At 57.5% G+C, this 23,162-nt stretch carries 17 protein-coding genes; 11 read left to right on the forward strand and 6 right to left on the reverse strand.

Annotation, left to right across the window (positions count from 1 at the left end; translation table 11 throughout):
• The first annotated feature begins 153 nt into the window (after positions 1–153).
• The 4 genes from metA to aceK all read left to right on the forward strand — a co-directional run bounded on the left by metA (position 154) and on the right by aceK (position 6,248).
• Positions 154–1,083 (forward strand): homoserine O-succinyltransferase, encoded by a 930-nt coding sequence (gene metA / locus BEI65_RS25490; protein WP_099065617.1) that lies wholly within the window; start codon positions 154–156, stop codon positions 1,081–1,083.
• Positions 1,084–1,470: 387 nt separating this feature from the next.
• The gene (aceB, locus tag BEI65_RS25495; RefSeq protein WP_099065618.1) at positions 1,471–3,069 is read left to right on the forward strand and encodes a malate synthase A; all 1,599 of its coding nucleotides are present in this window, start codon (positions 1,471–1,473) and stop codon (positions 3,067–3,069) included.
• Between the two features lie 46 nt (positions 3,070–3,115).
• Positions 3,116–4,423: an isocitrate lyase gene (aceA, locus tag BEI65_RS25500; protein WP_099065619.1), complete on the forward strand. Its 1,308-nt coding sequence runs from the start codon at positions 3,116–3,118 to the stop codon at positions 4,421–4,423.
• 70 nt (positions 4,424–4,493) lie between these two features.
• On the forward strand, positions 4,494–6,248 hold the full coding sequence (gene aceK, locus BEI65_RS25505; RefSeq protein WP_099065620.1) for a bifunctional isocitrate dehydrogenase kinase/phosphatase: 1,755 nt from the start codon (positions 4,494–4,496) through the stop codon (positions 6,246–6,248).
• Positions 6,249–6,278: 30 nt separating this feature from the next.
• On the opposite strand, the gene BEI65_RS25510 is transcribed toward aceK, so the two are convergent.
• The 5 genes from BEI65_RS25510 to iclR all read right to left on the reverse strand — a co-directional run bounded on the left by BEI65_RS25510 (position 6,279) and on the right by iclR (position 11,855).
• On the reverse strand, positions 6,279–6,920 hold the full coding sequence (locus BEI65_RS25510; RefSeq protein WP_099065621.1) for a bifunctional 4-hydroxy-2-oxoglutarate aldolase/2-dehydro-3-deoxy-phosphogluconate aldolase: 642 nt from the start codon (positions 6,918–6,920) through the stop codon (positions 6,279–6,281).
• A gap of 56 nt (positions 6,921–6,976) precedes the next feature.
• Positions 6,977–8,791 (reverse strand): phosphogluconate dehydratase, encoded by a 1,815-nt coding sequence (gene edd, locus BEI65_RS25515; protein WP_099065622.1) that lies wholly within the window; start codon positions 8,789–8,791, stop codon positions 6,977–6,979.
• Between the two features lie 110 nt (positions 8,792–8,901).
• Entirely contained in the window at positions 8,902–10,239 is a 1,338-nt protein-coding gene (gene gntU, locus BEI65_RS25520; RefSeq protein ID WP_099065623.1) for a gluconate transporter, read from the reverse strand.
• A complete protein-coding gene (gntK, locus tag BEI65_RS25525; protein WP_099065624.1) occupies positions 10,236–10,775 on the reverse strand; it encodes a gluconokinase in 540 nt (179 codons plus the stop codon). Before gntK ends, gntU begins: the two co-directional genes overlap by 4 nt.
• A 249-nt stretch (positions 10,776–11,024) precedes the next feature.
• Positions 11,025–11,855 (reverse strand): glyoxylate bypass operon transcriptional repressor IclR, encoded by an 831-nt coding sequence (gene iclR, locus BEI65_RS25530; RefSeq protein WP_099065625.1) that lies wholly within the window; start codon positions 11,853–11,855, stop codon positions 11,025–11,027.
• Positions 11,856–12,227: 372 nt separating this feature from the next.
• Between iclR and metH the strand changes: the two genes are divergently transcribed.
• On the forward strand, positions 12,228–15,908 hold the full coding sequence (metH, locus tag BEI65_RS25540) for a methionine synthase (protein WP_099065626.1): 3,681 nt from the start codon (positions 12,228–12,230) through the stop codon (positions 15,906–15,908).
• A 36-nt stretch (positions 15,909–15,944) separates the two neighbouring features.
• Here metH and BEI65_RS25545 read toward each other — a convergent pair whose 3' ends face one another.
• On the reverse strand, positions 15,945–16,655 hold the full coding sequence (locus tag BEI65_RS25545; protein WP_099065627.1) for a UTRA domain-containing protein: 711 nt from the start codon (positions 16,653–16,655) through the stop codon (positions 15,945–15,947).
• A gap of 192 nt (positions 16,656–16,847) precedes the next feature.
• Between BEI65_RS25545 and BEI65_RS25550 the strand changes: the two genes are divergently transcribed.
• From BEI65_RS25550 to BEI65_RS25575, 6 genes are all read left to right on the forward strand, one after another.
• Complete coding sequence (locus tag BEI65_RS25550; RefSeq protein ID WP_099065628.1) at positions 16,848–17,909, forward strand: ABC transporter substrate-binding protein; 1,062 nt, start codon at positions 16,848–16,850, stop codon at positions 17,907–17,909.
• Between the two features lie 11 nt (positions 17,910–17,920).
• A complete protein-coding gene (locus tag BEI65_RS25555) occupies positions 17,921–18,718 on the forward strand; it encodes an alkaline phosphatase family protein (RefSeq protein WP_099065629.1) in 798 nt (265 codons plus the stop codon).
• Positions 18,719–18,727: 9 nt separating this feature from the next.
• On the forward strand, positions 18,728–19,567 hold the full coding sequence (locus BEI65_RS25560) for an ABC transporter permease subunit (protein WP_012147180.1): 840 nt from the start codon (positions 18,728–18,730) through the stop codon (positions 19,565–19,567).
• Positions 19,568–19,584: 17 nt separating this feature from the next.
• Entirely contained in the window at positions 19,585–20,370 is a 786-nt protein-coding gene (locus BEI65_RS25565; protein WP_085119752.1) for an ABC transporter permease, read from the forward strand.
• A 4-nt stretch (positions 20,371–20,374) separates the two neighbouring features.
• Entirely contained in the window at positions 20,375–21,367 is a 993-nt protein-coding gene (locus BEI65_RS25570) for an ABC transporter ATP-binding protein (protein ID WP_099065630.1), read from the forward strand.
• Between the two features lie 127 nt (positions 21,368–21,494).
• Positions 21,495–23,144: a Na/Pi cotransporter family protein gene (locus BEI65_RS25575; RefSeq protein ID WP_085119750.1), complete on the forward strand. Its 1,650-nt coding sequence runs from the start codon at positions 21,495–21,497 to the stop codon at positions 23,142–23,144.
• Positions 23,145–23,162: the final 18 nt, after the last annotated feature.

Genomic DNA, 23,162 nt, shown 5'->3' on the forward strand with positions numbered 1-23,162 from the left:
TTTGTGTTTTTAAAAAAACGCATGAATTCCACCTATACCAGCGCAATGAAACATTTTCACCTTCCTGTAGAACACTCGACATTGTGCCCAAAAACCGCTATCTTCGGGCATCTAGAAGTCTAAACGTTTAAATGGATGTGTGAGGGTTAAGCAATGCCGATTCGTGTTCCTGATGAGTTACCTGCAGTCAGTTTCTTGCGCAATGAGAATGTCTTTGTGATGACATCCTCTCGGGCAAAAACACAGGAAATCAGGCCGTTGAAAGTGCTGATCCTCAACCTGATGCCAAAAAAGATCGAGACGGAAAACCAATTTTTACGTCTGCTTTCCAACTCTTCGCTGCAAATTGATATCCAGCTGCTGCGTATCGATAGCCGCGAGTCGAAGAACACGCCGGCGGAGCATCTGAACAACTTCTACTGTGATTTTGAAGACATTCAGGATGAGAACTTTGATGGCTTGATTGTCACCGGGGCGCCGTTGGGGCTGGTTGATTTCTGCGACGTTGCCTACTGGCCACAGATTGAACGGGTGATTGATTGGGCCAAGAACCACGTCACCTCCACGCTGTTTGTCTGTTGGGCGGTACAGGCTGCATTGAACATTCTGTACGGCATCCCGAAGATGACCCGTGAAGTGAAACTGTCGGGTGTTTATCAGCATCAAACACTGCAACAGCACGCGTTGCTGACCCGCGGTTTTGATGAGACCTTCCTGGCTCCCCATTCACGCTATGCGGACTTCCCCACGGAGATCATCCGCCAGTACACGGATTTGGATATCCTGGCCGAATCAGAGCAGACCGGGGCCTATTTGTTCGCCAGTAAAGACAAGCGCCTGGCGTTTGTTACCGGGCACCCGGAGTATGATGCGCTGACGTTGGCGGGTGAGTATTGTCGCGATAACGAGGCTGGTCTTAATCCTGTAGTACCCTTGAATTACTTCCCCGATGATAACCCCGAACTCACACCAAAAGCCTCCTGGCGCAGTCATGGCCACCTGTTGTTTGCCAACTGGCTCAACTACTATGTTTACCAGATCACGCCATACGATCTGCGTCATATGAACCCAACTCTCGAGTAACCTTTTTACCCCAATCGGCGGCTGAATCGAGGCCGCCGACGTCACTTATCCCTCATCTGCATCCCTTCTTTTCTTCTCTATTCTAGTAAAAGTCATTTCCTAACAATCACTTAAATTAATTCTTGGCAGTTTATGGAACCGGTTTCCTTACTGGTACTTATTGTTATCTATATTAACTAATTGATAACAAAGGGTTAATAAAATATTTTATAATAAAATGGAAATCGTTTTTGATTTTTATTTTTAGTTGGGTATTCTTAGATCCAGAGAGAAGAGATCTGACCAGTTAAGGATCGTTTTATCGGCCCTGATCCACACTGATTTTTGATGAAGATGCGCCGGGCTGGCTAGCGGCAGCGGTGCGCAACGATGGGAAGGAGCAAGACAATGACGCAACAGATAGTAGGCACGGAGTTAACGTTTACGCAGGGTTTCACCGCTGCTGAGCGACAGGTGTTGACGGATGACGCGGTCGAATTCCTGGCGGAACTGGTGAGTAAGTTTACTCCACAGCGCAACAAACTATTGGCTGCGCGCGCCTGCTGGCAGCAGAAGATCGATCAAGGCGATCTTCCAGACTTCATTTCGGAAACTGCTTCCATTCGTAATGGTGAGTGGTCTGTCCGCGGCATACCTGAGGATTTGCGCGACCGCCGGGTGGAAATCACCGGTCCGGTTGAACGCAAGATGGTGATCAACGCCCTGAACGCCAATGTGAAGGTGTTTATGGCGGACTTCGAAGATTCACTGGCGCCGAGCTGGGACAAAGTGATCGATGGTCAAATCAACCTGCATGATGCGGTGAACGGCACCATCTCTTATACCAATGAAGCCGGCAAGATTTATCAGCTGAAGCCGAACCCAGCGGTATTGATTGCTCGCGTACGCGGCCTGCATTTGCCGGAAAAACACGTGCAATGGCAGGGGGAAGCGATCCCGGGTGGCCTGTTCGATTTTGCGCTGTATTTCTTCCATAACTATCGTCAATTGCTGGCCAAAGGCAGTGGTCCTTATTTCTACCTGCCGAAAACTCAGTCCTGGCAGGAAGCCGCCTGGTGGAGCGAAGTCTTCAGCTTTGCCGAAGATCGTTTCTCCCTGCCACGTGGCACCATCAAAGCCACGGTGCTGATCGAAACGCTGCCGGCGGTATTCCAGATGGACGAGATCCTCTACCACTTGCGCGATCACATCGTCGGTTTGAACTGCGGCCGTTGGGATTACATCTTCAGCTATATCAAGACGCTGAAAAATCATGCCGACCGCGTATTGCCGGATCGTCAGTCGGTCACCATGGACAAGTCATTCCTTAGCGCCTACTCCCGCTTGCTGATCAAGACCTGCCATAAGCGCGGTGCCTTTGCCATGGGCGGTATGGCGGCGTTTATCCCGAGCAAAGACGCGGAGAAAAATGCCTGGGTGCTGAACAAGGTCCGGGCGGATAAAGAGCTGGAAGCCAATAACGGCCACGACGGTACCTGGGTGGCACATCCAGGCCTGGCGGATACCGTCATGGAAGTGTTCAGCCGGGTACTCGGTGAGCGCCGCAACCAACTGGAAGTGCTGCGTGAAAACGACGCGCCAATCAGTGCTGCGCAGCTGCTGGAACCTTGTGACGGTGAACGTACCGAAGCCGGCATGCGGGCCAATATCCGCGTGGCGGTGCAATACATCGAGGCCTGGATCTCCGGCAATGGTTGCGTGCCGATTTACGGCCTGATGGAAGATGCGGCGACGGCAGAGATTTCCCGAACCTCTATCTGGCAGTGGATCCACCACGAAAAGAGCCTGAGCGATGGCCAACTGGTCACCAAGGCACTGTTTCGCCAGATGTTGAAAGAAGAAATGTTGGTGGTACGTGAAGAGTTGGGTGAGGCGCGCTTTAACGCTGGCCGGTTCGAAGAAGCCGCGCGTCTGATGGAACGTATCACTACGCAAGACGAATTAATCGATTTCCTGACTTTACCTGGCTATGAGCTGCTGGCCTGAACCTGTTCCTGACCATTAACCCTACATTATGAAAAGGATAAAAATTATGTCTACCTCTCGTGCTCAACAGATCCAACAGCTGGAACAGGAATGGAAATCGGCCCGCTGGGAAGGTGTCACCCGCCCGTACAGCGCGGAAGACGTGATTAATCTGCGCGGTTCGGTTAACCCGGTCTGCACGCTGGCGCAGAACGGTGCCGCCAAACTGTGGGAACTGCTGCACGGTAAATCACGCAAAGGTTATGTCAACAGCCTGGGGGCACTGACCGGCGGTCAGGCGTTGCAGCAGGCCAAGGCTGGCGTCGAGGCGATTTACCTGTCCGGCTGGCAGGTGGCGGCCGATGCCAACACCGCGTCTGCGATGTACCCGGACCAGTCACTGTATCCGGTTGATTCCGTACCGGGCGTGGTTGAGCGCATCAACAATACCTTCCGCCGCGCCGATCAGATCCAGTGGGCTAACAAAATTGAACCGGGCAGCAAAGGCTACACCGACTACTTCCTGCCGATCGTGGCCGATGCCGAAGCCGGCTTTGGCGGCGTGCTGAATGCCTTCGAACTGATGAAGGCGATGATTGAGGCCGGTGCTGCCGGGGTGCACTTCGAAGACCAACTGGCGGCGGTGAAAAAATGCGGTCATATGGGCGGCAAAGTGCTGGTGCCAACCCAGGAAGCGATCCAGAAGCTGGTTGCTGCACGTTTGGCGGCCGACGTACTTGGTGTGCCGACGCTGGTGATTGCGCGTACCGATGCCGATGCTGCCGATTTGCTGACCTCTGACTGCGATCCTTACGACCGCGAGTTTGTTTCCGGTGAGCGCACCGCCGAAGGTTTCTTCCGCACTCATGCTGGTGTTGAGCAGGCGATCAGCCGTGGCCTGGCATATTGCCCGTACGCTGACCTGGTGTGGTGCGAGACTTCCACGCCGGATCTGCAGGCGGCCAAGCGCTTTGCCGATGCGATCCATGCCAAATTCCCGGGCAAACTGTTGGCTTACAACTGCTCGCCGTCATTCAACTGGAAAAAGAACCTGGACGATCAGACTATCGCTCGCTTCCAGGAAGAGCTGTCGGCGATGGGCTACAAATACCAGTTCATCACGCTGGCAGGTATTCACAGCATGTGGTTCAACATGTTTGACCTGGCGCACGCCTATGCGCAGGGTGAGGGCATGAAGCACTACGTCGAGAAAGTACAGCAGCCGGAATTCGACGCCGTGGCACGCGGTTACACCTTTGCCTCACACCAGCAGGAAGTGGGCACCGGTTACTTCGACAAGGTGACTACCATTATTCAGGGCGGTGCTTCATCGGTGACGGCGCTGACCGGTTCGACGGAAGAACAGCAGTTCTGAGGCGGCAACGCTGACAAGTGGTAACCCGGAGCCTGCTTATGCAGGCTCTATTTTCTGGCGGGAGGTAAGGATGGCGGCAAAACTGGAGCTGTTGATTGCGCAGACGATCCTGCAGGGCTTTGATGCACAGTACGGCCGCTTCCTGGAGGTGACCGCCGGTGCGCAGCAGCGTTTTGAGCGGGCGGACTGGCCGGCAGTGCAGCAGGCGATGAAAAAGCGTATCCACCTGTATGATCACCACGTCGGCCTGGTGGTAGAGCAACTGAAGTGCATCACCGGGCAAAAGTATTTTGATGCGGATTTCCCCAGCCGGGTGAAGGCGGTGTATACCGATTTACTGCCGGAGTACCCGCGCTTTGAGATTGCCGAAAGCTTTTTTAATTCCGTCTACTGTCGGCTGTTCCGGCACCGCGATCTGACGCCGGAAAAACTGTTCGTTTTCAGCTCCCAGCCGGAAGGGCGCTTTCGCGACATCCCGCGTCCTCTGTCACGCGATTTCACCGCCAACGGCGACGTCTCGGCGATGCTGTACAACCTGCTGACCGACTTGCCTCTGCGATTGCCGTGGGAAAACTTATCGCGTGATATTGATTACATCACCCAGGCGTTGCAGCAAAGCTTCAGTGCGCAGCAGTTGGCAGGAGCGACGTTCCAGATCGCCAACGAACTGTTTTACCGTAACAAAGCGGCCTGGTTGGTGGGTAAGCTGCGAGTGGCAGACTGGGTTTATCCTTTCCTGTTGCCGATCCACCACAGTGATTCTGGCGCTTTGTTTATTGATACCTGTCTGACCAGCAAGGCCGAGGCCAGCATCGTGTTCGGCTTCGCCCGTTCTTATTTTATGGTTTACGCTCCCCTGCCGGCGGCGATGGTCGAGTGGCTGCGCGAAATCCTGCCGGGCAAAACCACCGCCGAGCTGTATATGGCGATCGGCTGCCAGAAGCACGGGAAAACAGAATGTTACCGCGAGTACCTGACGTTTATGAGCGGTTCGCAGGAGCAGTTCATCATCGCGCCAGGGGTCAAGGGCATGGTGATGCTGGTCTTTACCCTGCCGTCGTTCGATCGGGTGTTCAAGGTGATCAAGGATGAGTTTGCGCCGCAAAAAGAGGTGACGCAGGCGCAGGTCATGGCGTGCTACCAACTGGTAAAGGAACACGATCGCGTGGGGCGCATGGCGGATACTCAGGAGTACGAAAATTTTGTCGTCGACAAGGCGCGTCTCAGTCCGGAATTATTGGCGGAACTGCAGCGTGAGGTGCCGGACAAGCTGGAGGATCTGGGGGATCGCATCGCGATCAAGCATCTGTATATGGAACGCCGCATGACGCCGCTGAATCTGTATCTGGAGCAGGCTGATGAACAACAGATGCGTGACGCGATAGAAGAATACGGTAATGCGATCAAGCAACTGGCCGCCGCCAATATTTTCCCCGGCGACATGCTGTTCAAGAACTTCGGCGTGACCCGGCACGGGCGAGTGGTGTTCTACGATTACGATGAGATTTGCTACATGACCGAGGTCAACTTCCGCGATATTCCGCCGCCGCGCTACCCGGAAGATGAGTTGGCCAGCGAACCCTGGTATAGCGTGTCACCCAATGATGTGTTTCCGGAGGAGTTCAGGCATTTCTTGTGTGGCGACCGGCGCATCCGACAGGTGTTTGAAGAGATGCATCGCGACCTGTTCGAGGCCGACTATTGGCGCGGGTTGCAACAGCGCATCCGTGATGGGCATGTGGAGGACGTGTTTGCTTACCGTAAAAAACGCCGTTTCAGCCAGCGCAGTGGGGCGGCGCTACCTGCGACCTCGGCCACGGCTTAAGGGCGCAGTTCATCACCGCGCCCAATACGATTAAGCTTTCGCCCCCGCAACGGCGGCGCGCGCCAATTCGGTGATGCGTGCGTAGTCGCCGCTTTCCAGCGCATCTGCCGGTACCAGCCAGGAGCCGCCGATGCACAGCACGCTTTTCAGCGCCAAATAGTCACGGTAATTATTCGGTGAAATGCCACCGGTTGGGCAGAAGCGCACCTGTGGGAACGGGCCGCTGATAGCCTGCAGCGCTTTCACGCCCCCGTTGGCTTCCGCCGGGAAGAACTTAAACTCACGCAGGCCGTGATCCATGCCCAGCATCAGTTCCGACACGGTGCAGATACCGGGAATTAACGGGATTGAACCGGCAGTGGCTGCTTTCAGCAGATCGGTGGTCAGGCCCGGACTGATGGCGAACTGGGCACCGGCATCGGTCACTTCCTTCAACTGCTGTGGATTAATGACGGTACCGGCGCCGATAATCGCATCGGGCACTTCTTTGGCAATGGCGCGGATCGCGTCCATCGCGCAGGCGGTGCGCAGGGTGACTTCCAATACCCGCACGCCTCCGGCTACCAGGGCTTTCGCTAAGGGGACTGCATGTTCCAGCTTGTTGATGACGATCACCGGGACTACCGGTCCGGCCATCAGGATCTGTTCTGCGCTTGTCTTCCAATTTTTCATTAACGGTTCTCTCCAGTTATGGCCGCCGCCTTCGGGCTGCACGGCCATGCTATCGGTTAAAATTTAATACAGCAGGCGCCCTGTTCGGCCCCGGAAAGCTGGCTGCGCAAGGCACCGAACAGTTCGCGGCCACAGCCGATATGTTCTGCGCTCAGGTCGGGCTGGTAAGGCGCACGCTGGGCCAACTGCTCGGCATCGACCAATAATGCCAGCTCGCCAGTGCGGCCGTTCACGCGGATCAGGTCGCCGCTTTGCACCTTGGCCAACATGCCGCCGGTGTAGGCTTCCGGGGTCACGTGGATGGCGGAAGGCACCTTGCCGGAAGCGCCGGACAGGCGGCCATCGGTCACCAGCGCCACTTTAAATCCACGGTCCATCAGTACGCCCAGTGGTGGCATCAGTTTGTGCAGTTCGGGCATGCCGTTGGCCTGTGGTCCCTGGAAGCGCACTACCACCACACAATCGCGATCCAGCTTGCCGGCTTCAAACGCCGGAACAATGTCATGCTGACTTTCAAATACTACTGCCGGCGCTTCGATAATCTGGTTGTCCGTCGGTACCGCCGAGGTTTTCATGACCGCCCGGCCGAGGTTACCGGCCAACACTTTGGTACCGCCGTGATGCTCGAAAGGCTCATTTACGCTGGCGATCACCTTGGCATCGAGCGACGTCTCCGTCCCTTCACGCCAGGCCAGTTGGCCATTGTCCAGCCACGGTTCCTGGGTGTAGCGCGCCAGGCCAAAACCGGCCACGGTGTGCACGTCTTCGTGCAGCAGGCCGTGCTTTAACAGTTCGCGTACCACCAGGGCTACGCCACCAGATGCCTGGAATTGGTTGATGTCCGCCGGGCCGTTCGGGTAGATACGGCACAACAGCGGCACGGCGTCCGACAGCTCGGAGAAGTCGTCCCAGTTGATAATGATACCGGCGGCGCGAGCCATGGCCACCATATGCATGGTCAGGTTGGTGGAGCCACCGGTGGCCAGCAGCGCCACGATGCCGTTCACCACCACTTTTTCATCCATCAGTTGGCCGATCGGCAGATAGTTGCCGGCAGTCTCGGTCAGGCGGGTCACCTGACGGGCGGCGGCGTCGGTCAGCGCATCGCGCAGCGGTGTATCCGGATGCACGAAGGAAGCGCCCGGCAGATGCAGCCCCATCACTTCCATCACCATCTGGTTGGTGTTGGCGGTGCCGTAGAAGGTGCAGGTGCCGATGCCGTGATAGGAGGCGGCTTCGGCCTCCAGCAGAGCCAGACGGTCAGCCTTGCCTTCGGCATACAGTTGGCGTACCCGTACTTTCTCTTTGTTCGGCAAGCCGCTGCTCATCGGGCCGGCGGGCACAAACAGCGACGGCAAGTGGCCGAAGGACAGGGCAGACATCACCAGCCCCGGGACGATTTTGTCGCAGATGCCGAGGAACAATGCGCCGTCGAACATATTGTGCGACAGGCCGATGGCGGAGGACATGGCAATCACATCGCGGCTCATCAGCGACAGCTCCATGCCGTCCTGCCCCTGGGTCACACCGTCGCACATGGCCGGTACACCACCGGCCACCTGACCGACAGCACCCACCGCGTGCAGCGCCTGCTTCAGCCGCTGCGGGTAGTTTTCGTAAGGCTGGTGGGCGGACAACATGTCGTTATAGGCGGTAATGATGGCGATATCGCTGTGCACCATGTTTTTCAGCGCGGTTTTATCATCCGGTTGGCAGGCGGCGAAGCCGTGCGCCAGGTTGCCGCAGGCCAGTTGTGCACGATGTACGGTTTGTGAACGAGCCGCCTCAATGCGTGCCAGATAGGCGGCACGGCTGTGTTTGGAACGGTCGATGATGCGTTGTGTGACACGGGATAGGGTTGGATTAATCATACCTTCCTCACATGCTATTGTTATAGACGCCGCCTGTGGCGGTGCCCCCGGTGGTGGTTTGCGGCCCTGATGTGCAAAGGCCGGGGGCGTTGTTATGTCGTTATGGTGTTTTAAAACAGGGTGAACGCGACCATGCCGATGATGCCGCCCACGCTGCCCAGAATGGTTTCCATCACCGTCCAGGTTTTCAGCGTTTGCAGCTCATTGGCCCCGGTAAATTTACCGAACAGCCAGAAGCCGGCGTCATTGACGTGGCTGAGCACGATAGACCCACCGGCAATACAGATTGCCAGTGCGGCCAGTTGTCCGCCGCCGAGCCCCAGTTGACTGGTTACCGGCAGCACCAGGCCAACGGTGGTCAGACAGGCCACGGTGGCGGAGCCCTGGATCACCCGCACCATGGCGGACAATACAAAGGCTGCGACGGCGATCGGCAGACCGGTGCCGATCATGGCATCACCCAGTGCCGGGCCGACGCCGGAATCCACCAGGATCTGTTTGAATACGCCACCGGCACCGGTCATCAGCAGGATGATCCCGGCGGGCTGGACCGCCGCAGAACAGATGGCCAGCGTTTGTTCGTTGGTCATGCCGCGTGGTTTTGCCAGGCCATAAATCACGATCAAACAGGCGACTAAAATGGCGATAAACGGGTGGCCAATGAACTCCAGCCACTGCTGTAACGGCGAGCCAGGCGTGACCAGGCGGGCACCAATGGTTTTCATGCCGACCAGCACCAGTGGGCAGAGTACCAGCGCCAGGCTAAGGCCAAATGACGGCAGGTTGGCGGTATTCAGCGTCGGTTCGTTTTCATCCGCCGGCATTGACCAGTTAACATAGCGGCTGATAAAGCTGCCGTACAACGGGCCTGCAATCAGCATGCCGAGAACCGCGGCGACCAGGCCGATGGCGATCATCCAGCCGAAGTCGGCCTTCATTTGTGACGCCAGCAGCATCGGTACCGGTCCCGGTAGCAAGAACGAAGCGGCGGCGGCGACACCGGCAAACAGCGGAATGGCCAGCTTAACGATGTTGCCGTCGGTACGGCGCGCCACGGCAAACACGATGCCGATCAGCAGCACTACGGCCACGTCAAAGAACAGCGGCAGGGCACAGATCAAACCGGCGATACCGAGCGCGTAATGAGCCTTGCTTTGGCCGAAACGTTTCAGCAAATGCGCCGCAATTTGATCCAGTGCACCGACCTCGTGCAGTATCTTGCCGAACATTGCCCCCAGTGCCACCACGATGGCCAGGAAGCCCAGCGTGTCGCCCATACCTTTTTGCATGGTATCGGCGATGCGGTCGAGCGGCATGCCGGAGAAGATCCCGGCAGCGATAGACACCAGCATTAACGCAACGAAGGCGTGCATACGCGCCTTCATCACCAGAAACAGCAGTAAGAGAACCGAGCCGACTGCGGTACCGACCAGCGTTACAGTATTCACGCGCACACGTCCTGTGGCAGGAAGCTCTGGATATGCCGAACGGTGTCGGCGATCACGCCCTCCAGCGGTTGGTTGATGTCTACAGACATCACATCACTCTCGTCTGCGCCCGGCTGTTCCAGTGCGGCAAACTGCGTTACCAGCATCTGCGGTTTGAAAAAGTGGCCGTTACGTGCTGCCAGACGGGCTTCGATCACCGGGAAGTCACCGTGCAGGTAAATGAACGACAGGTTGCCATTACCGGCGCGCAGGCGATCGCGGTAGTGTTTTTTCAGCGCTGAGCAGACGATGACCGAGACATTATTGGTGCGTTGCATGGCGAAGGCGGCATCGTTGAGTGCAGCCAGCCACGGGGCACGGTCTTCATCGTTCAGCGGTTCACCGGCGGCCATTTTCAGGATATTGCTACGCGGGTGCAGAAAATCGCCGTCGAGGAACCCGGCGGACAGTTGGCGGGCCGCTGCGGCGGCCACGGCGGACTTACCGCTGCCGGAAACGCCCATAATGACGTAAATACGGTTTTGATTATTGGTCATGGCTTAGCTCCAAAACGACAAGTGGCGTTACCCTGCGCTAATTGTTACCGGTAACATGTTATCGGTAACATTGTCGAAGGAAGTTTCGTCGGTTGCAATGGGCTTTCGCAGGCAGGATCGTTATCTGTGATCGGCTTCAAGTTTTTATTGGGCGGGATAAACAGGATCGGTACAGCGTTTTACATGCTGACAACAGCAGAGGGCGAAACAGGCCGGGGCGCAGAAACTGCACCCCAGAGAGGGCTATGCTTAACGCACGCCGCCATATTCCAGGCTGATCTCTTTCGCCGCGTGGATCACTAACGCACCCAGCTCAATCACGCGGTTGTCGGTAATGCGTGACACCGGGCCGGAGATCGAGATAGCGGCGAAGGCTTCACGGTGCTCATCGAAGATGCAGGCCGCCACGCAGCGCAGGCCGAGCGCATGCTCTTCATCGTCAAAGGAAAAGCCCTGCTTGCGGATCTGCGCCAGACCTTCCTTCAGGTTGTGCGGCGTCAGGGTATGCTGGGTATAGGTTTGCATGCCCTTTTTATGCAGCAGTTTGGTGACCTGCTCATCCGACAGGGTGGAAAGAAAGGCTTTCCCGGCGCCGGAAGCGTGCATCGGCAGTTTGCCGCCGATCGGTGCCGACATGCGCATCAACGCGGTGCACTGCACCTGATCGATAATAATTGCCTGGTACTCGCTGGTATCCAGCACCGCCAGATTGACCGTCTCGCCGGACTCTTCCATCAGGCGGCGCAGCGTTGGGTGCACCATCGCCAGCAGGTTGCGGCTCTGCAGGAAGCTGCTGCCGACCACAAAGGCATGTGAGCCGATGGTCCACAGGCCCAGATCGCCCACCTGACGCACGAATCCCTGCTGTTGCATGGTGGTGAGCAGGCGGTGGGTGGTGGAATTGGGCAAGCCGGCCTGTTGGGCCAGATCGGTCAGTGCCACGTTACCCTGCGCTTCGGCAATGTATTCCAATAATTTCAGACCACGGGTCAACGACTGCACCTGGCCGGTGGGTGCACTGGCGGCCGGGGATGCAGCACGGGGCTTTTTGCCGCGTTTGGCGGGAGCAGGGGTGACCATATTTCACATTCCTTTTTCCGTATGATGGAATCCATTTTCATTTTTTACGTATGAATTGCAAGCCATCAATCAGCTCATCGGATCTGTTGTCCGGCAACCTGAAAAACTCTCAATTAGCGCTCGCCCCTTTGCCACCACAACCTGTGCTAGGATGGCCGATACCCGTCGCCTTTCAAGCTGTAGCGTTGTTACCTGCGCTCGTTCACCCCAGTCACTTACTTTAGTAAGCTCCAAGGGATGAAAGAGCTGGGCGCCTAGCTGCAACTTGAAATCCATAGGGTATGTAACATTTGGGTGATGGTGAAATAGTGATCTGGCGATTTCACACAGTGGTTAGTACTGCAGTGGTTTGAAAGATAAAGGGGATGAGGAGTGACAAATCGAGTAGAACAACTGCGCCGGCAGTTAGCGCAGCGAATTTTAGTGTTGGACGGCGGCATGGGCACCATGATCCAGAGCTATCGTCTGGAAGAGAGCGACTTTCGTGGCGAACGTTTTGCCGACTGGCAGAGCGATCTGAAAGGCAATAACGACCTGCTGGTGTTGACCAAGCCGGAAGTGATTACCGCCATTCACTACGGCTACCTGGAAGCCGGGGCCGATATTCTCGAAACCAATACCTTCAACTCCACGCCTATCGCTATGGCCGACTACCATATGGCGTCGCTGTCCGCCGAGATTAACTATCAGGCCGCCTGCCTGGCACGAGCCTGCGCCGATGAATGGACCGCACGCACGCCTGAGCAGCCGCGTTACGTGGCCGGGGTGCTGGGGCCGACCAACCGCACCGCCTCTATTTCACCGAACGTCAACGATCCGGCGTTCCGTAATGTTTCTTTCGATGAGCTGGTGGAAGCCTACCGCGAATCGACGCGGGCACTGGTAGAAGGCGGTGTCGATCTGATCATGATCGAAACCATCTTCGATACCCTGAACGCCAAAGCCGCCGCCTTCGCGGTGGAAACCGAATTTGAAGCCCTGGGCGTTGCGCTGCCGATCATGATTTCCGGCACCATCACCGACGCTTCCGGCCGTACCCTGTCCGGCCAAACTACCGAAGCCTTCTATAACTCGATGCGTCACGTCAAGCCGCTGAGCTTTGGTCTGAACTGTGCGCTGGGCCCGGACGAACTGCGCCAATACGTTTCTGAGCTGTCGCGCATCTCGGAGAGCTACGTTACTGCTCACCCCAACGCCGGTTTGCCCAATGCCTTCGGCGAATACGATCTGGACGCGCAAGAGATGGCGAAACAGGTTGGCGAGTGGGCGAATGCCGGCTTCCTGAATATTATCGGCGGCTGCTGTGGCACCACGCCGGAACACATTGCCGCGATGGTCAAAGCGGTGGCGGGCGTACCGCCGCGTCAACTGCCGGAGATCCCGGTCGCCTGCCGTCTGGCTGGCCTTGAGCCGTTGAACATCGATGCCAAAACGCTGTTCGTCAACGTGGGCGAGCGCACCAACGTCACCGGTTCCGCCCGCTTTAAACGGCTGATCAAAGAAGAAAAATACAGCGAAGCGCTGGCCGTTGCCCGCCAGCAGGTGGAAAGCGGCGCACAGATTATCGACATCAACATGGATGAGGGGATGCTTGACGCCGAAGCGGCGATGGTGCGTTTCCTCAACCTGATCGCCGGTGAGCCGGATATTGCCCGCGTGCCGATCATGATCGACTCCTCCAAATGGTCGGTGATCGAGAAAGGCCTGAAGTGCATCCAGGGCAAAGGCATTGTTAACTCGATTTCGATGAAAGAGGGCGAAGAGGCCTTTATCCACCATGCCAAACTGGTGCGCCGCTACGGTGCTGCGGTGGTGGTGATGGCATTTGATGAGGCAGGCCAGGCGGATACCCGCGAGCGCAAGTTCGAGATTTGTCGCCGTGCCTATAAAATCCTGACCGAGCGCGTCGGCTTCCCGCCGGAAGACATCATTTTTGACCCGAATATTTTTGCCGTCGCCACCGGTATCGATGAGCATAACAACTATGCCGTCGACTTTATCGAAGCCTGTGCCGACATCAAAACCCACCTGCCGCACGCGATGATCTCTGGTGGCGTATCCAACGTCTCGTTTTCATTCCGTGGCAACGATCCGGTACGTGAGGCGATCCACGCGGTGTTCCTGTACCACGCGATCCGCAACGGCATGGACATGGGTATCGTTAACGCCGGGCAACTGGCAATCTACGACGATCTCAGTGCCGAACTGCGCGATGCGGTGGAGGATGTGATCCTCAACCGTCGTGACGATAGCACTGAGCGCCTGCTGGAACTGGCGGAAAAATACCGCGGCAGCAAAGACAACGAAGTGGCGGTACAGCAGGCGGAATGGCGCGGCTGGCCGGTCGAAAAGCGGTTGGAATATTCGCTGGTCAAAGGCATCACCGAGTTTATCGAACTGGATACTGAAGAAGCCCGGCAGAGAGCGGATCGCCCGATCGAAGTGATCGAAGGGCCGCTGATGGCGGGGATGAACGTGGTCGGTGACCTGTTCGGCGAAGGCAAAATGTTCCTGCCGCAGGTGGTGAAATCTGCCCGCGTCATGAAGCAGGCGGTGGCCTATCTGGAGCCGTACATCGAGGCCAGCAAAGAGAAAGGCTCTACGGCAGGAAAAATCCTGCTGGCGACGGTGAAGGGCGACGTGCACGACATCGGCAAAAACATCGTTGGCGTGGTACTGCAGTGCAACAACTACGAAATTGTCGATTTGGGCGTGATGGTGCCGACGGAGAAAATCCTCAGAACCGCGCGTGAGCAAAACGTGGACATCATCGGCCTGTCGGGGCTTATCACCCCGTCGCTGGACGAGATGGTCAACGTGGCAAAAGAAATGGAGCGTCAGGGCTTTACCCTGCCGTTGCTGATTGGTGGCGCGACGACCTCCAAGGCCCATACCGCGGTGAAGATTGAGCAGAACTACAGCGGATCAACCACCTACGTACAGAATGCCTCGCGCACCGTGGGTGTGGTATCGGCACTGCTTTCCGCCACCCAACGCGATGACTTTGTGGCGCGTACCCGTAAAGAATATGAAACCGTGCGTATCCAGCACGCGCGTAAAAAACCGCGTACCCCGCCGGTTGACCTGCAGAAAGCCCGTGATAACGCCATGGTGCTGGACTGGGAAAACTACCAGCCGCCGGTGCCAAAGCAGTTGGGTGTTTATCCGGTTGAGGCCGGCATTGAGACGCTGCGTCATTATATCGACTGGACGCCGTTCTTTATGACCTGGTCACTGGCGGGTAAATATCCGCGCATTCTGGAAGATGAAGTGGTGGGGGAAGAGGCCAAACGGCTGTTCGCTGATGCCAACCAGATGCTGGACCTGCTGGCTGCCAACGGCAGTCTCAATCCGCGTGGCGTCTATGGCCTGTTCCCGGCCAACCGCGTCGGTGACGACGTTGAGGTATATCGCGACGAGAACCGTGATGAGGTGCTGGTGGTCAGCCGCCACCTGCGTCAGCAGACCGAAAAAACCGATTTCCCGAACTACTGCCTGGCGGACTTTGTCGCGCCAAAAAGCAGCGGCAAGGCCGACTACTTCGGTGCCTTCGCGGTAACCGGCGGTCTGGAAGAGGATGAACTGGCGGCGGCCTATGATGCGCAGCACGATGATTACAATAAAATCATGGTCAAAGCGCTGTCGGACCGTCTGGCGGAAGCTTTCGCCGAGTACCTGCATGAGCAGGTGCGCAAGCTGCACTGGGGCTTCGCGACCGAAGAGAACCTGAGCAATGAAGAACTGATCCGCGAAAACTATCAGGGCATCCGTCCGGCACCGGGCTATCCGGCCTGTCCGGAGCACACCGAGAAAGCGGAGATCTGGCGCCTGCTGGATGTTAACCGCCATACCGGCATGGTGTTGACCGAGTCCTTCGCCATGTGGCCGGGGGCGGCAGTGTCCGGCTGGTACTTCAGCCATCCGCAGAGCAAGTATTTTGCGGTGGCGCAGCTCCAGCGCGATCAGGTAGCAGACTATGCGGCGCGTAAAGGCATGAGCGTCAGCGAGGTTGAACGCTGGCTGGCACCTAACCTCGGCTATGACGCCGACTGATCATCCTTCATTCGGGGCGCGCTGGCCGCGCCCCTGTCATTGTGCCTCCACGTCAATGTGCAGTGCGTCGTAACGCCAATATTCCAAATCACAATCAATCACCCGATCGTGCTGATCGCGGTTAACCCGGGTAATAAACAGCGCCGGGCTGCCGTAGGTCACTTTCAGCATTGCGGCTGCTTCCTGCGGCAGCAGGGTCGGCAGCATATCGAAACGTACTCGCCCATAGCGAATACCGTAGCGTTCGGCATATAGCCCGGTCAGCGACTGGGTTAAGTCTTCGTCCAGAATACCGGCAAAGTAGGCGGGATTGAGGTAGTGCTCACAGTACAACACCGCGCGGCCATCGATATAACGCAGCCGACGAATGCGGTAGACCTCGCTGCCGGGTGGCAAAACCAACCGTTGGCACAGCTCGCCGTACAGCGGCAGGGTAGCGGTGTCGATCACTTCGGTATGGGCATCACGCCCCTGCTGCTGCGCCATGGCGTGGAAATGGCTGCGCTGCAACGGGTTGTACACCAGCCGGGGCGGCGAGATAAACCAGCCGCGCCTGACCTGACGGTAAATCACCCCCTGCGCCTCCAACTGACCGAGCGCTTCCTGCAGCGTAATGCGGGTGGTGGAAAACTGTTCACTCAGGGCGCGTTCAGAAGGCAGTTTGCCATCGGCGCTGAATTCCCCGTTGGCGATACGGCTGGCCAGAGTCTGGCAAATCGTTGCCACGGTAGTTGTTCCTTCACTCATGCAACAGTTGCCCCATTTCAGTGCTTCTTGCCCCAGTTAAGGTAGACCAACGGAAGCCCTGTGACGCACCAAATACGATAAAAATGCTGCTTTTTTACACTGACATATAATTATCACATTCGTCCGTTAGATTGGCTTGGTTCTTGCTGGACTAGTCCAGCCACTTCCACACTACCACCCGGAGCATCAGTTATGAAACGTTTGTGCGCTTCTGTGTTAACCAGTGCCATTGTCCTGTCCAGCCAAATGAGCTGGGCTGCCGATTCCGACCTCGCGGCGCTGGAACAGGCTGCCAAGAAGGAAGGGGAAGTCAACAGCGTCGGCATGCCGGACAGCTGGGCCAACTGGAAAGACACCTGGCAGGATCTGTTGACCAAGTACAGCCTGAAGCATGCCGATACCGACATGAGCTCGGCGCAGGAAATTGCCAAGTTCGACGCGGAAAAGAGCAACGCTACGGCGGATATTGGTGATGTTGGTGCGGCCTTTGGCCCGATTGCGGTACAGAAAGGGGTGACCCAGCCGTACAAGCCATCCACCTGGGATCAGGTGCCTGACTGGGCGAAAGACAAGGACGGCCACTGGGCACTGGCCTATACCGGCACCATTGCCTTCATCATCAACAAGAAACAGGTGAAAGAGATCCCGCACAGCTGGGCGGATCTGCTGAAAGGGACTTATCAGGTCACTATCGGTGACGTGGGGACCGCTTCGCAGGCGGCCAGCGGTGTGCTGGCAGCGACTTACGCCATGGGCGGCAATGAAAAGAACCTGAAGCCGGGTCTGGAGTTTTTCGGCAAGCTGGCCAAGGCCGGGCGTTTGAGCCTGAGTAACCCGGTGATCGCCTCGCTGGAAAAAGGCGAAGTGCAGGTCGGCGTGGTTTGGGACTTTAACGGACTTAACTACCGTGACCAGATCGACAAAACCCGCTTTGAAGTGCTGATCCCGTCCGACGGCTCAATCACTTCCGGCTACACCACCATCATCAACAAATACGCCAAGCATCCGAATGCCGCCAAGCTGGCGCGTGAATACATCTTCTCTGATGCCGGCCAGATTAACCTGGCGCGTGGCTATGCCCGCCCAATCCGTGCCGAACATCTGACGCTGCCGGACGACGTCAAAGCCAAGCTGCTGCCGGCCGAACAGTATAAAAATGCCCACCCAATCGCCGATCCGGCTGCCTGGGAACAAAGCGCCAAAACGCTGCCGCGTCAGTGGCAGGAAAACGTCATTATGTTTATGCAGCAGTGAGTTAAACCATTATGAAAACGATCCTCGTGCTGCTGGACGGTCTGAACTATCAGGTGGCGCATGACGCCATGGGCTATCTGCAGGCCGAATGTGCGGCAGGGCGCGGACGGTTGTATCAGTTGGAGAGCGAGCTACCCTCGCTCTCCCGACCGCTGTATGAATGTATCCTCACCGGTGTGCCGCCGGTGGAGAGCGGCGTGGTGCATAACCAGGTGTCACGCCTCTCGCATCAGCAGAGCGTGTTTCACTATGCGCGTGCCGCCGGGTTAACCACCGCGGCGGCTGCCTATCATTGGTTCAGTGAGCTGTACAACCGTACCCCGTTCGACGCCGCGCGCGATCGCCATACCGAGGATAGCGGGCTGCCGATCCAGCACGGTCATTTTTATTATGACGACCGCTACCCGGACTCTCATCTGTTTGACGACGCGGAAAGTTTACGCCGCCGTCATCAACCTGATTTCTTGCTGATCCACCCGATGAATATTGACGACGCCGGGCACCGCTTCGGTCTGTCTTCGCCGCAGTACCGTAATTCGGCGCGCAATGCCGACGGGGTATTGTCGCGCTATCTGGCCGACTGGTTGGCCGACGGCTATCAGGTGATGGTCACCGCCGATCACGGTATGAATGACGATCGCAGCCACGGTGGCGTGTTGCCGGAAGAGCGTCAGGTGCCGCTGTTTGTCTTCGGTAGCGCATTCAGCCAAAGCGACGCCAATCCGCAGCAAACCGACCTGTGCGGTACGCTGTGCGAGCTGCTACAGGTGGCGCATGACAAGCCGCGTTGCCGTGCGTTGTTGGCATAAGGGCGAATAATGAAAGCTAAGTGGATTGCCGCGCTGTGCCTGCTGCCGTTCATCCTGCTGTTCGGCGCGTTTCAAATCGCGCCGCTGGTGTGGATTGCGGTCAGCAGCTTTTTCAGCCAGACCAGCGGCTGGGGGCTGGGCAACTATGTTGATGTGCTGACTTCGCCGTTCTATCTGCAGGCGTTTCAGTTCTCGCTGGAGATTTCCCTCTGGTCGAGCGTCTATGGGCTGTTGATTGCCCTGGTGGGCAGTTACTCACTGCGCCAGCTGGGCCAGACGCGGTTCCATGATTTTGTGATGTCGTTTACCAACATGACCAGCAACTTCGCCGGGGTACCGCTGGCGTTCGCCTTCGTCATCCTGCTGGGGCTGAATGGCTGCCTGACCTTGCTGCTGCGCAAGTACGGCCTGATGGAGAGCTTTAATCTTTACTCCAAAACCGGGCTGATCGTGCTCTATACCTACTTCCAGATCCCGCTTGGGGTGCTGTTGCTGTACCCGGCCTTTGATGCGCTGCGTGAAGACTGGCGCGAATCGGCATCGCTGCTCGGCGCCAGCCCGTGGCGCTATTGGCGGCATATCGGCCTGCCGGTGCTGGCTCCGGCGCTGATGGGCACCTTTGTCATCCTGTTGGCCAATGCATTGGGTGCCTATGCCACGGTGTATGCGCTGACCACCGGCAATTTCAACGTGATACCGATACGTATTTCTGCGCTAGTGGCGGGGGATATCTCCCTCGATCCGAATCTGGCCAGCGCGCTGGCGATGCTGCTGGTAGCGATGATGGCGTTTATCACGCTGATCCATCAGTGGCTGTTACGCAGGAGCTACCTCAATGCTCGCTCATAATATTGCGGAGGGCGGCCATGTCGCGTTTTGAAACCGGTTATCACCGTGTGGTGAGCGGCCTGCTGTTGCTGATCCTGCTGTTACCGCTGGCGGCGACGCTGATTTATGCGCTGGCCACCCAATGGGGTGCGACCATTCTGCCGGACGGTTTTACCCTGAAATGGCTGGTGGCGTTATGGAGCGATCCGCGCTTCCTGCTGGCGCTGTGGCACTCGCTGCTGATCTGTTTCGGCACTCTGGTGCTGGCGGTGGTGGTGATTTTGCCGATGATGTTTGTGATTGCTTACTATTTCCCCAAGCTGGATGCGGTGATGAACGTGCTGATCCTGCTGCCGTTCGCCGTGCCGCCGGTGGTGTCAGCGGTCGGGCTGATGCAGCTGTTCGCCGCCGATCCGCTGCCGCTGCTGGGCACGCCATGGATCCTGATTGGCTGTTATTTCTCCATCGCGTTGCCATTTATTTACCGAGCCATCAGCAACAACATGCAGGCGATCAACCTGCGTGATCTGATGGATGCTGCGCATCTGCTGGGGGCCAGCACCTGGAAAGCCGCATTGTGGGTGGTGCTGCCGAACCTGCGCAAAGGCGGGATGATCGCGGTGCTGCTGTCGTTCTCTTTCCTGATTGGCGAATTTGTCTTCGCCAACCTGCTGGTGGGCAGCCAGTACGAAACGCTGCAGGTTTACCTGTTCAACATGCGTAACGGCAGCGGCCATTTCACCAGCGCACTGGTCATTTCTTATTTCGCCGTGGTGCTGCTTGTCACCTGGTTGGCGAACTTGCTGAATAAAAATAAGGGCTAACCCGATGGCTTATCTCAATGTCACCCGCCTTAACAAACACTATGGGCAGACCCAGGTGTTTCAGGATATCGATTTCACCGCCGAGGAGGGCGAGTTTGTCACGCTGCTCGGGCCGAGCGGCTGTGGCAAGTCCACGCTGCTGCGCTGCCTGGCGGGGCTGACCTCGGTCGACAGTGGGCAGATCCTGCTGCAGGGACAGGATCTGGTGCCGGTGCCCCCGCAAAAACGTGGTATCGGCATGGTGTTTCAGAGCTATGCGTTATTCCCGAATATGACGGTAGAAGGCAACGTGGCCTTCGGCCTGAAAATGCAAAAACTGGCGGCCGGGCAGATCCAACAGCGGGTGCAGGAGGTGCTGGCGCTGGTGGAACTGACCGAGCTGGCGAAGCGTTATCCGCACCAGCTGTCCGGCGGCCAGTGCCAACGGGTGGCGCTGGCGCGATCGTTGGTGACCCGTCCACGTCTGCTGCTGCTTGATGAACCGCTCTCGGCACTGGATGCGCGGATCCGCAAACATTTGCGCGAACAGATCCGTCGGATCCAGCGTGAGCTGAACCTGACGGCCATCTTCGTCACCCACGATCAGGAAGAAGCTTTGACGCTGTCGGATCGCATCGTGCTGATGAATAAAGGACAAATCGTGCAAAGCGGCGATGCAGAAACCCTGTATACCCAACCGGCCGACGTTTTCGCCGCCGGGTTTATCGGCAACTACAACCTGCTGAGCGCCGAACAGGCGACGGTTTTGACCGGCAGCACTTACCGCGGTAGGGTAGCTGTTCGTCCGGAGTCCATGACCCTACTGCCTGCCGGGCAGGGGATCGCCGCGGTGATCCTCAGCCACAGCCTGTTGGGCAACGTGGTGCGCTATCGGGTTCAGGCCCGTGGCGTGGAGCTGCTGGTCGATGTGCTCAACCGTTCGGTCGAAGATTTGCGGCCTGACGGCAGTGAAATTGGGCTACACTTAGAAACTGTTACATTACGGGAAGTTGCATGACATTTTCCCGCTGACAAACGGAATTTCCCTTCCCTTCAGCGGCAGTCTGCAACCCGTTGCCGCTGTTCTGCTCTTTTAACGCCCGGCAGAACGGTTGCCTTGCTGGCGTTTATGGAGTGTATTTTCCGTGTTGACCCTTCTTCATCTGCTTTCTGCGGTGGCGCTGTTGGTGTGGGGTACCCACATCGTGCGCACCGGGATCATGCGGGTCTACGGCGCTAATTTGCGTCGGGTATTGAGCGACAGCGTGGAGAAAAAACCGCTGGCGTTCGTCTCCGGCATCGGCGTGACCGCGCTGGTGCAAAGCAGCAACGCTACTGCGCTGCTGGTGACCTCTTTCGTTGCTCAAGGGCTGGTGGGGCTGACGCCTGCGCTGGTGATCATGCTCGGCGCCGATGTGGGTACCGCGCTGATGGCGCGAATACTGACTTTTGATCTCTCCTGGCTATCACCGTTGCTGATCCTGGTCGGCGTGTTCCTGTTTCTTAGCCGCAAGCAAACCCGGGTGGGGCAAATGGGTCGGGTGTGCATCGGCCTCGGGCTGATTGTCCTGGCTCTGGAGCTGATCGTCGCCGCCGCAACGCCGATCACCCAGGGCGCGGGAGTGAAGGTACTGTTCTCGTCACTGACCGGCGATGTGATGCTGGATGCCCTGACCGGCGCGTTGTTCGCCATTGTCAGCTATTCCAGCCTGGCGGCGGTGTTGTTGACCGCCACCCTGACCGCTTCCGGTGTGATCTCACTGAAAGTGGCGCTGTGTCTGGTGATTGGCGCCAATCTTGGCAGTGGCCTGCTGGCGGTGATCAACACCAGCGGCCAGAACGCCGCCGGCCGTCGGGTGGCGCTCGGCAGCCTGTTGTTCAAGCTGATCGGTTGTGTGCTGGTGCTGCCCTTTGTCTCTTATCTGGCAGACGCGATGGCCCGGCTACCCGGTGAGAACGAAGAGTTGGTGATCTATTTTCACGTTTTCTACAACCTGATCCGCTGTCTGGTGCTGATCCCTCTGGCCGGCCCGATGGCACGGCTGTGTGAAGCGCTGATTGCCGACGTGGCGGCTGACGATCCCCGGCTGCGACCACGGCATCTGGATGCCAGCGCATTGGATACGCCGACGCTGGCTTTGGCCAATGCCGCGCGTGAAACTCTGCGCATGGGGGACGTGGTAGAACACATGATGATCCTGCACCGCGAAGTGCTGCACGGTAAGATCGGGCAGGATAAAGAGGTGCGCCGGTTGGACGATGACGTCGACGTACTCTACACCGCCATCAAACTGTATCTGGCGCAGATCCAGAAAGAGGATCTGGGCGAGGAAGACTCGCGCCGTTGGGCAGAAATTATCGAAATGGCGCTCAACCTGGAGCAGGCTGGGGACATCATTGAACGCATGACCGGCGATATCGCATCGAAGTCGCATGCGGCGCGGCGGGCGTTTTCGGCCGAGGGGCTGGCGGAGCTGGACACGCTGTATGAGCGACTGATCGGCAACCTGCGGCTGAGCCTGTCGGTGTTCCTGTCCGGCGACCTCACCAGCGCCAAGCGGTTACGACGTTCCAAGCATCGCTTCCGTATTCTGGATCGCCGTTACGCGCATGCGCATGTTGATCGTTTACACCAACAGAACGTGCAAAGTATCGAAACCAGTTCGCTGCATCTGGGGCTGTTGGGGGACATGAAACGCCTGAACTCGCTGTTCTGTGCGGTGGCGTATAACGTGCTGGATCAGGATGAGAAGGATGACGAGCGCGAGTGGGAGGATACGCCGAGCACGCTGTAATAAATATCCTCCGGCATA

Origin of the sequence: Serratia sp. BW106 (assembly GCF_002607755.1) — a bacterium.
GTDB classification, from domain to species: Bacteria; Pseudomonadota; Gammaproteobacteria; order Enterobacterales; family Enterobacteriaceae; genus Serratia; species Serratia proteamaculans.

Excerpts from the sequence above, each read along its gene's own strand:
- metA (WP_099065617.1), top strand. The coding sequence starts at position 154 with ATGCCGATTCGTGTTCCTGATGAGTTACCTGCAGTCAGTTTCTTGCGC.
- aceB (WP_099065618.1), top strand. The coding sequence starts at position 1,471 with ATGACGCAACAGATAGTAGGCACGGAGTTAACGTTTACGCAGGGTTTC.
- aceA (WP_099065619.1), top strand. The coding sequence starts at position 3,116 with ATGTCTACCTCTCGTGCTCAACAGATCCAACAGCTGGAACAGGAATGG.
- aceK (WP_099065620.1), top strand. The coding sequence starts at position 4,494 with ATGGCGGCAAAACTGGAGCTGTTGATTGCGCAGACGATCCTGCAGGGC.
- BEI65_RS25510 (WP_099065621.1), bottom strand. The coding sequence starts at position 6,920 with ATGAAAAATTGGAAGACAAGCGCAGAACAGATCCTGATGGCCGGACCG.
- edd (WP_099065622.1), bottom strand. The coding sequence starts at position 8,791 with ATGATTAATCCAACCCTATCCCGTGTCACACAACGCATCATCGACCGT.
- gntK (WP_099065624.1), bottom strand. The coding sequence starts at position 10,775 with ATGACCAATAATCAAAACCGTATTTACGTCATTATGGGCGTTTCCGGC.
- iclR (WP_099065625.1), bottom strand. The coding sequence starts at position 11,855 with ATGGTCACCCCTGCTCCCGCCAAACGCGGCAAAAAGCCCCGTGCTGCA.
- BEI65_RS25545 (WP_099065627.1), bottom strand. The coding sequence starts at position 16,655 with ATGAGTGAAGGAACAACTACCGTGGCAACGATTTGCCAGACTCTGGCC.
- BEI65_RS25550 (WP_099065628.1), top strand. The coding sequence starts at position 16,848 with ATGAAACGTTTGTGCGCTTCTGTGTTAACCAGTGCCATTGTCCTGTCC.
- BEI65_RS25555 (WP_099065629.1), top strand. The coding sequence starts at position 17,921 with ATGAAAACGATCCTCGTGCTGCTGGACGGTCTGAACTATCAGGTGGCG.
- BEI65_RS25560 (WP_012147180.1), top strand. The coding sequence starts at position 18,728 with ATGAAAGCTAAGTGGATTGCCGCGCTGTGCCTGCTGCCGTTCATCCTG.
- BEI65_RS25565 (WP_085119752.1), top strand. The coding sequence starts at position 19,585 with ATGTCGCGTTTTGAAACCGGTTATCACCGTGTGGTGAGCGGCCTGCTG.
- BEI65_RS25570 (WP_099065630.1), top strand. The coding sequence starts at position 20,375 with ATGGCTTATCTCAATGTCACCCGCCTTAACAAACACTATGGGCAGACC.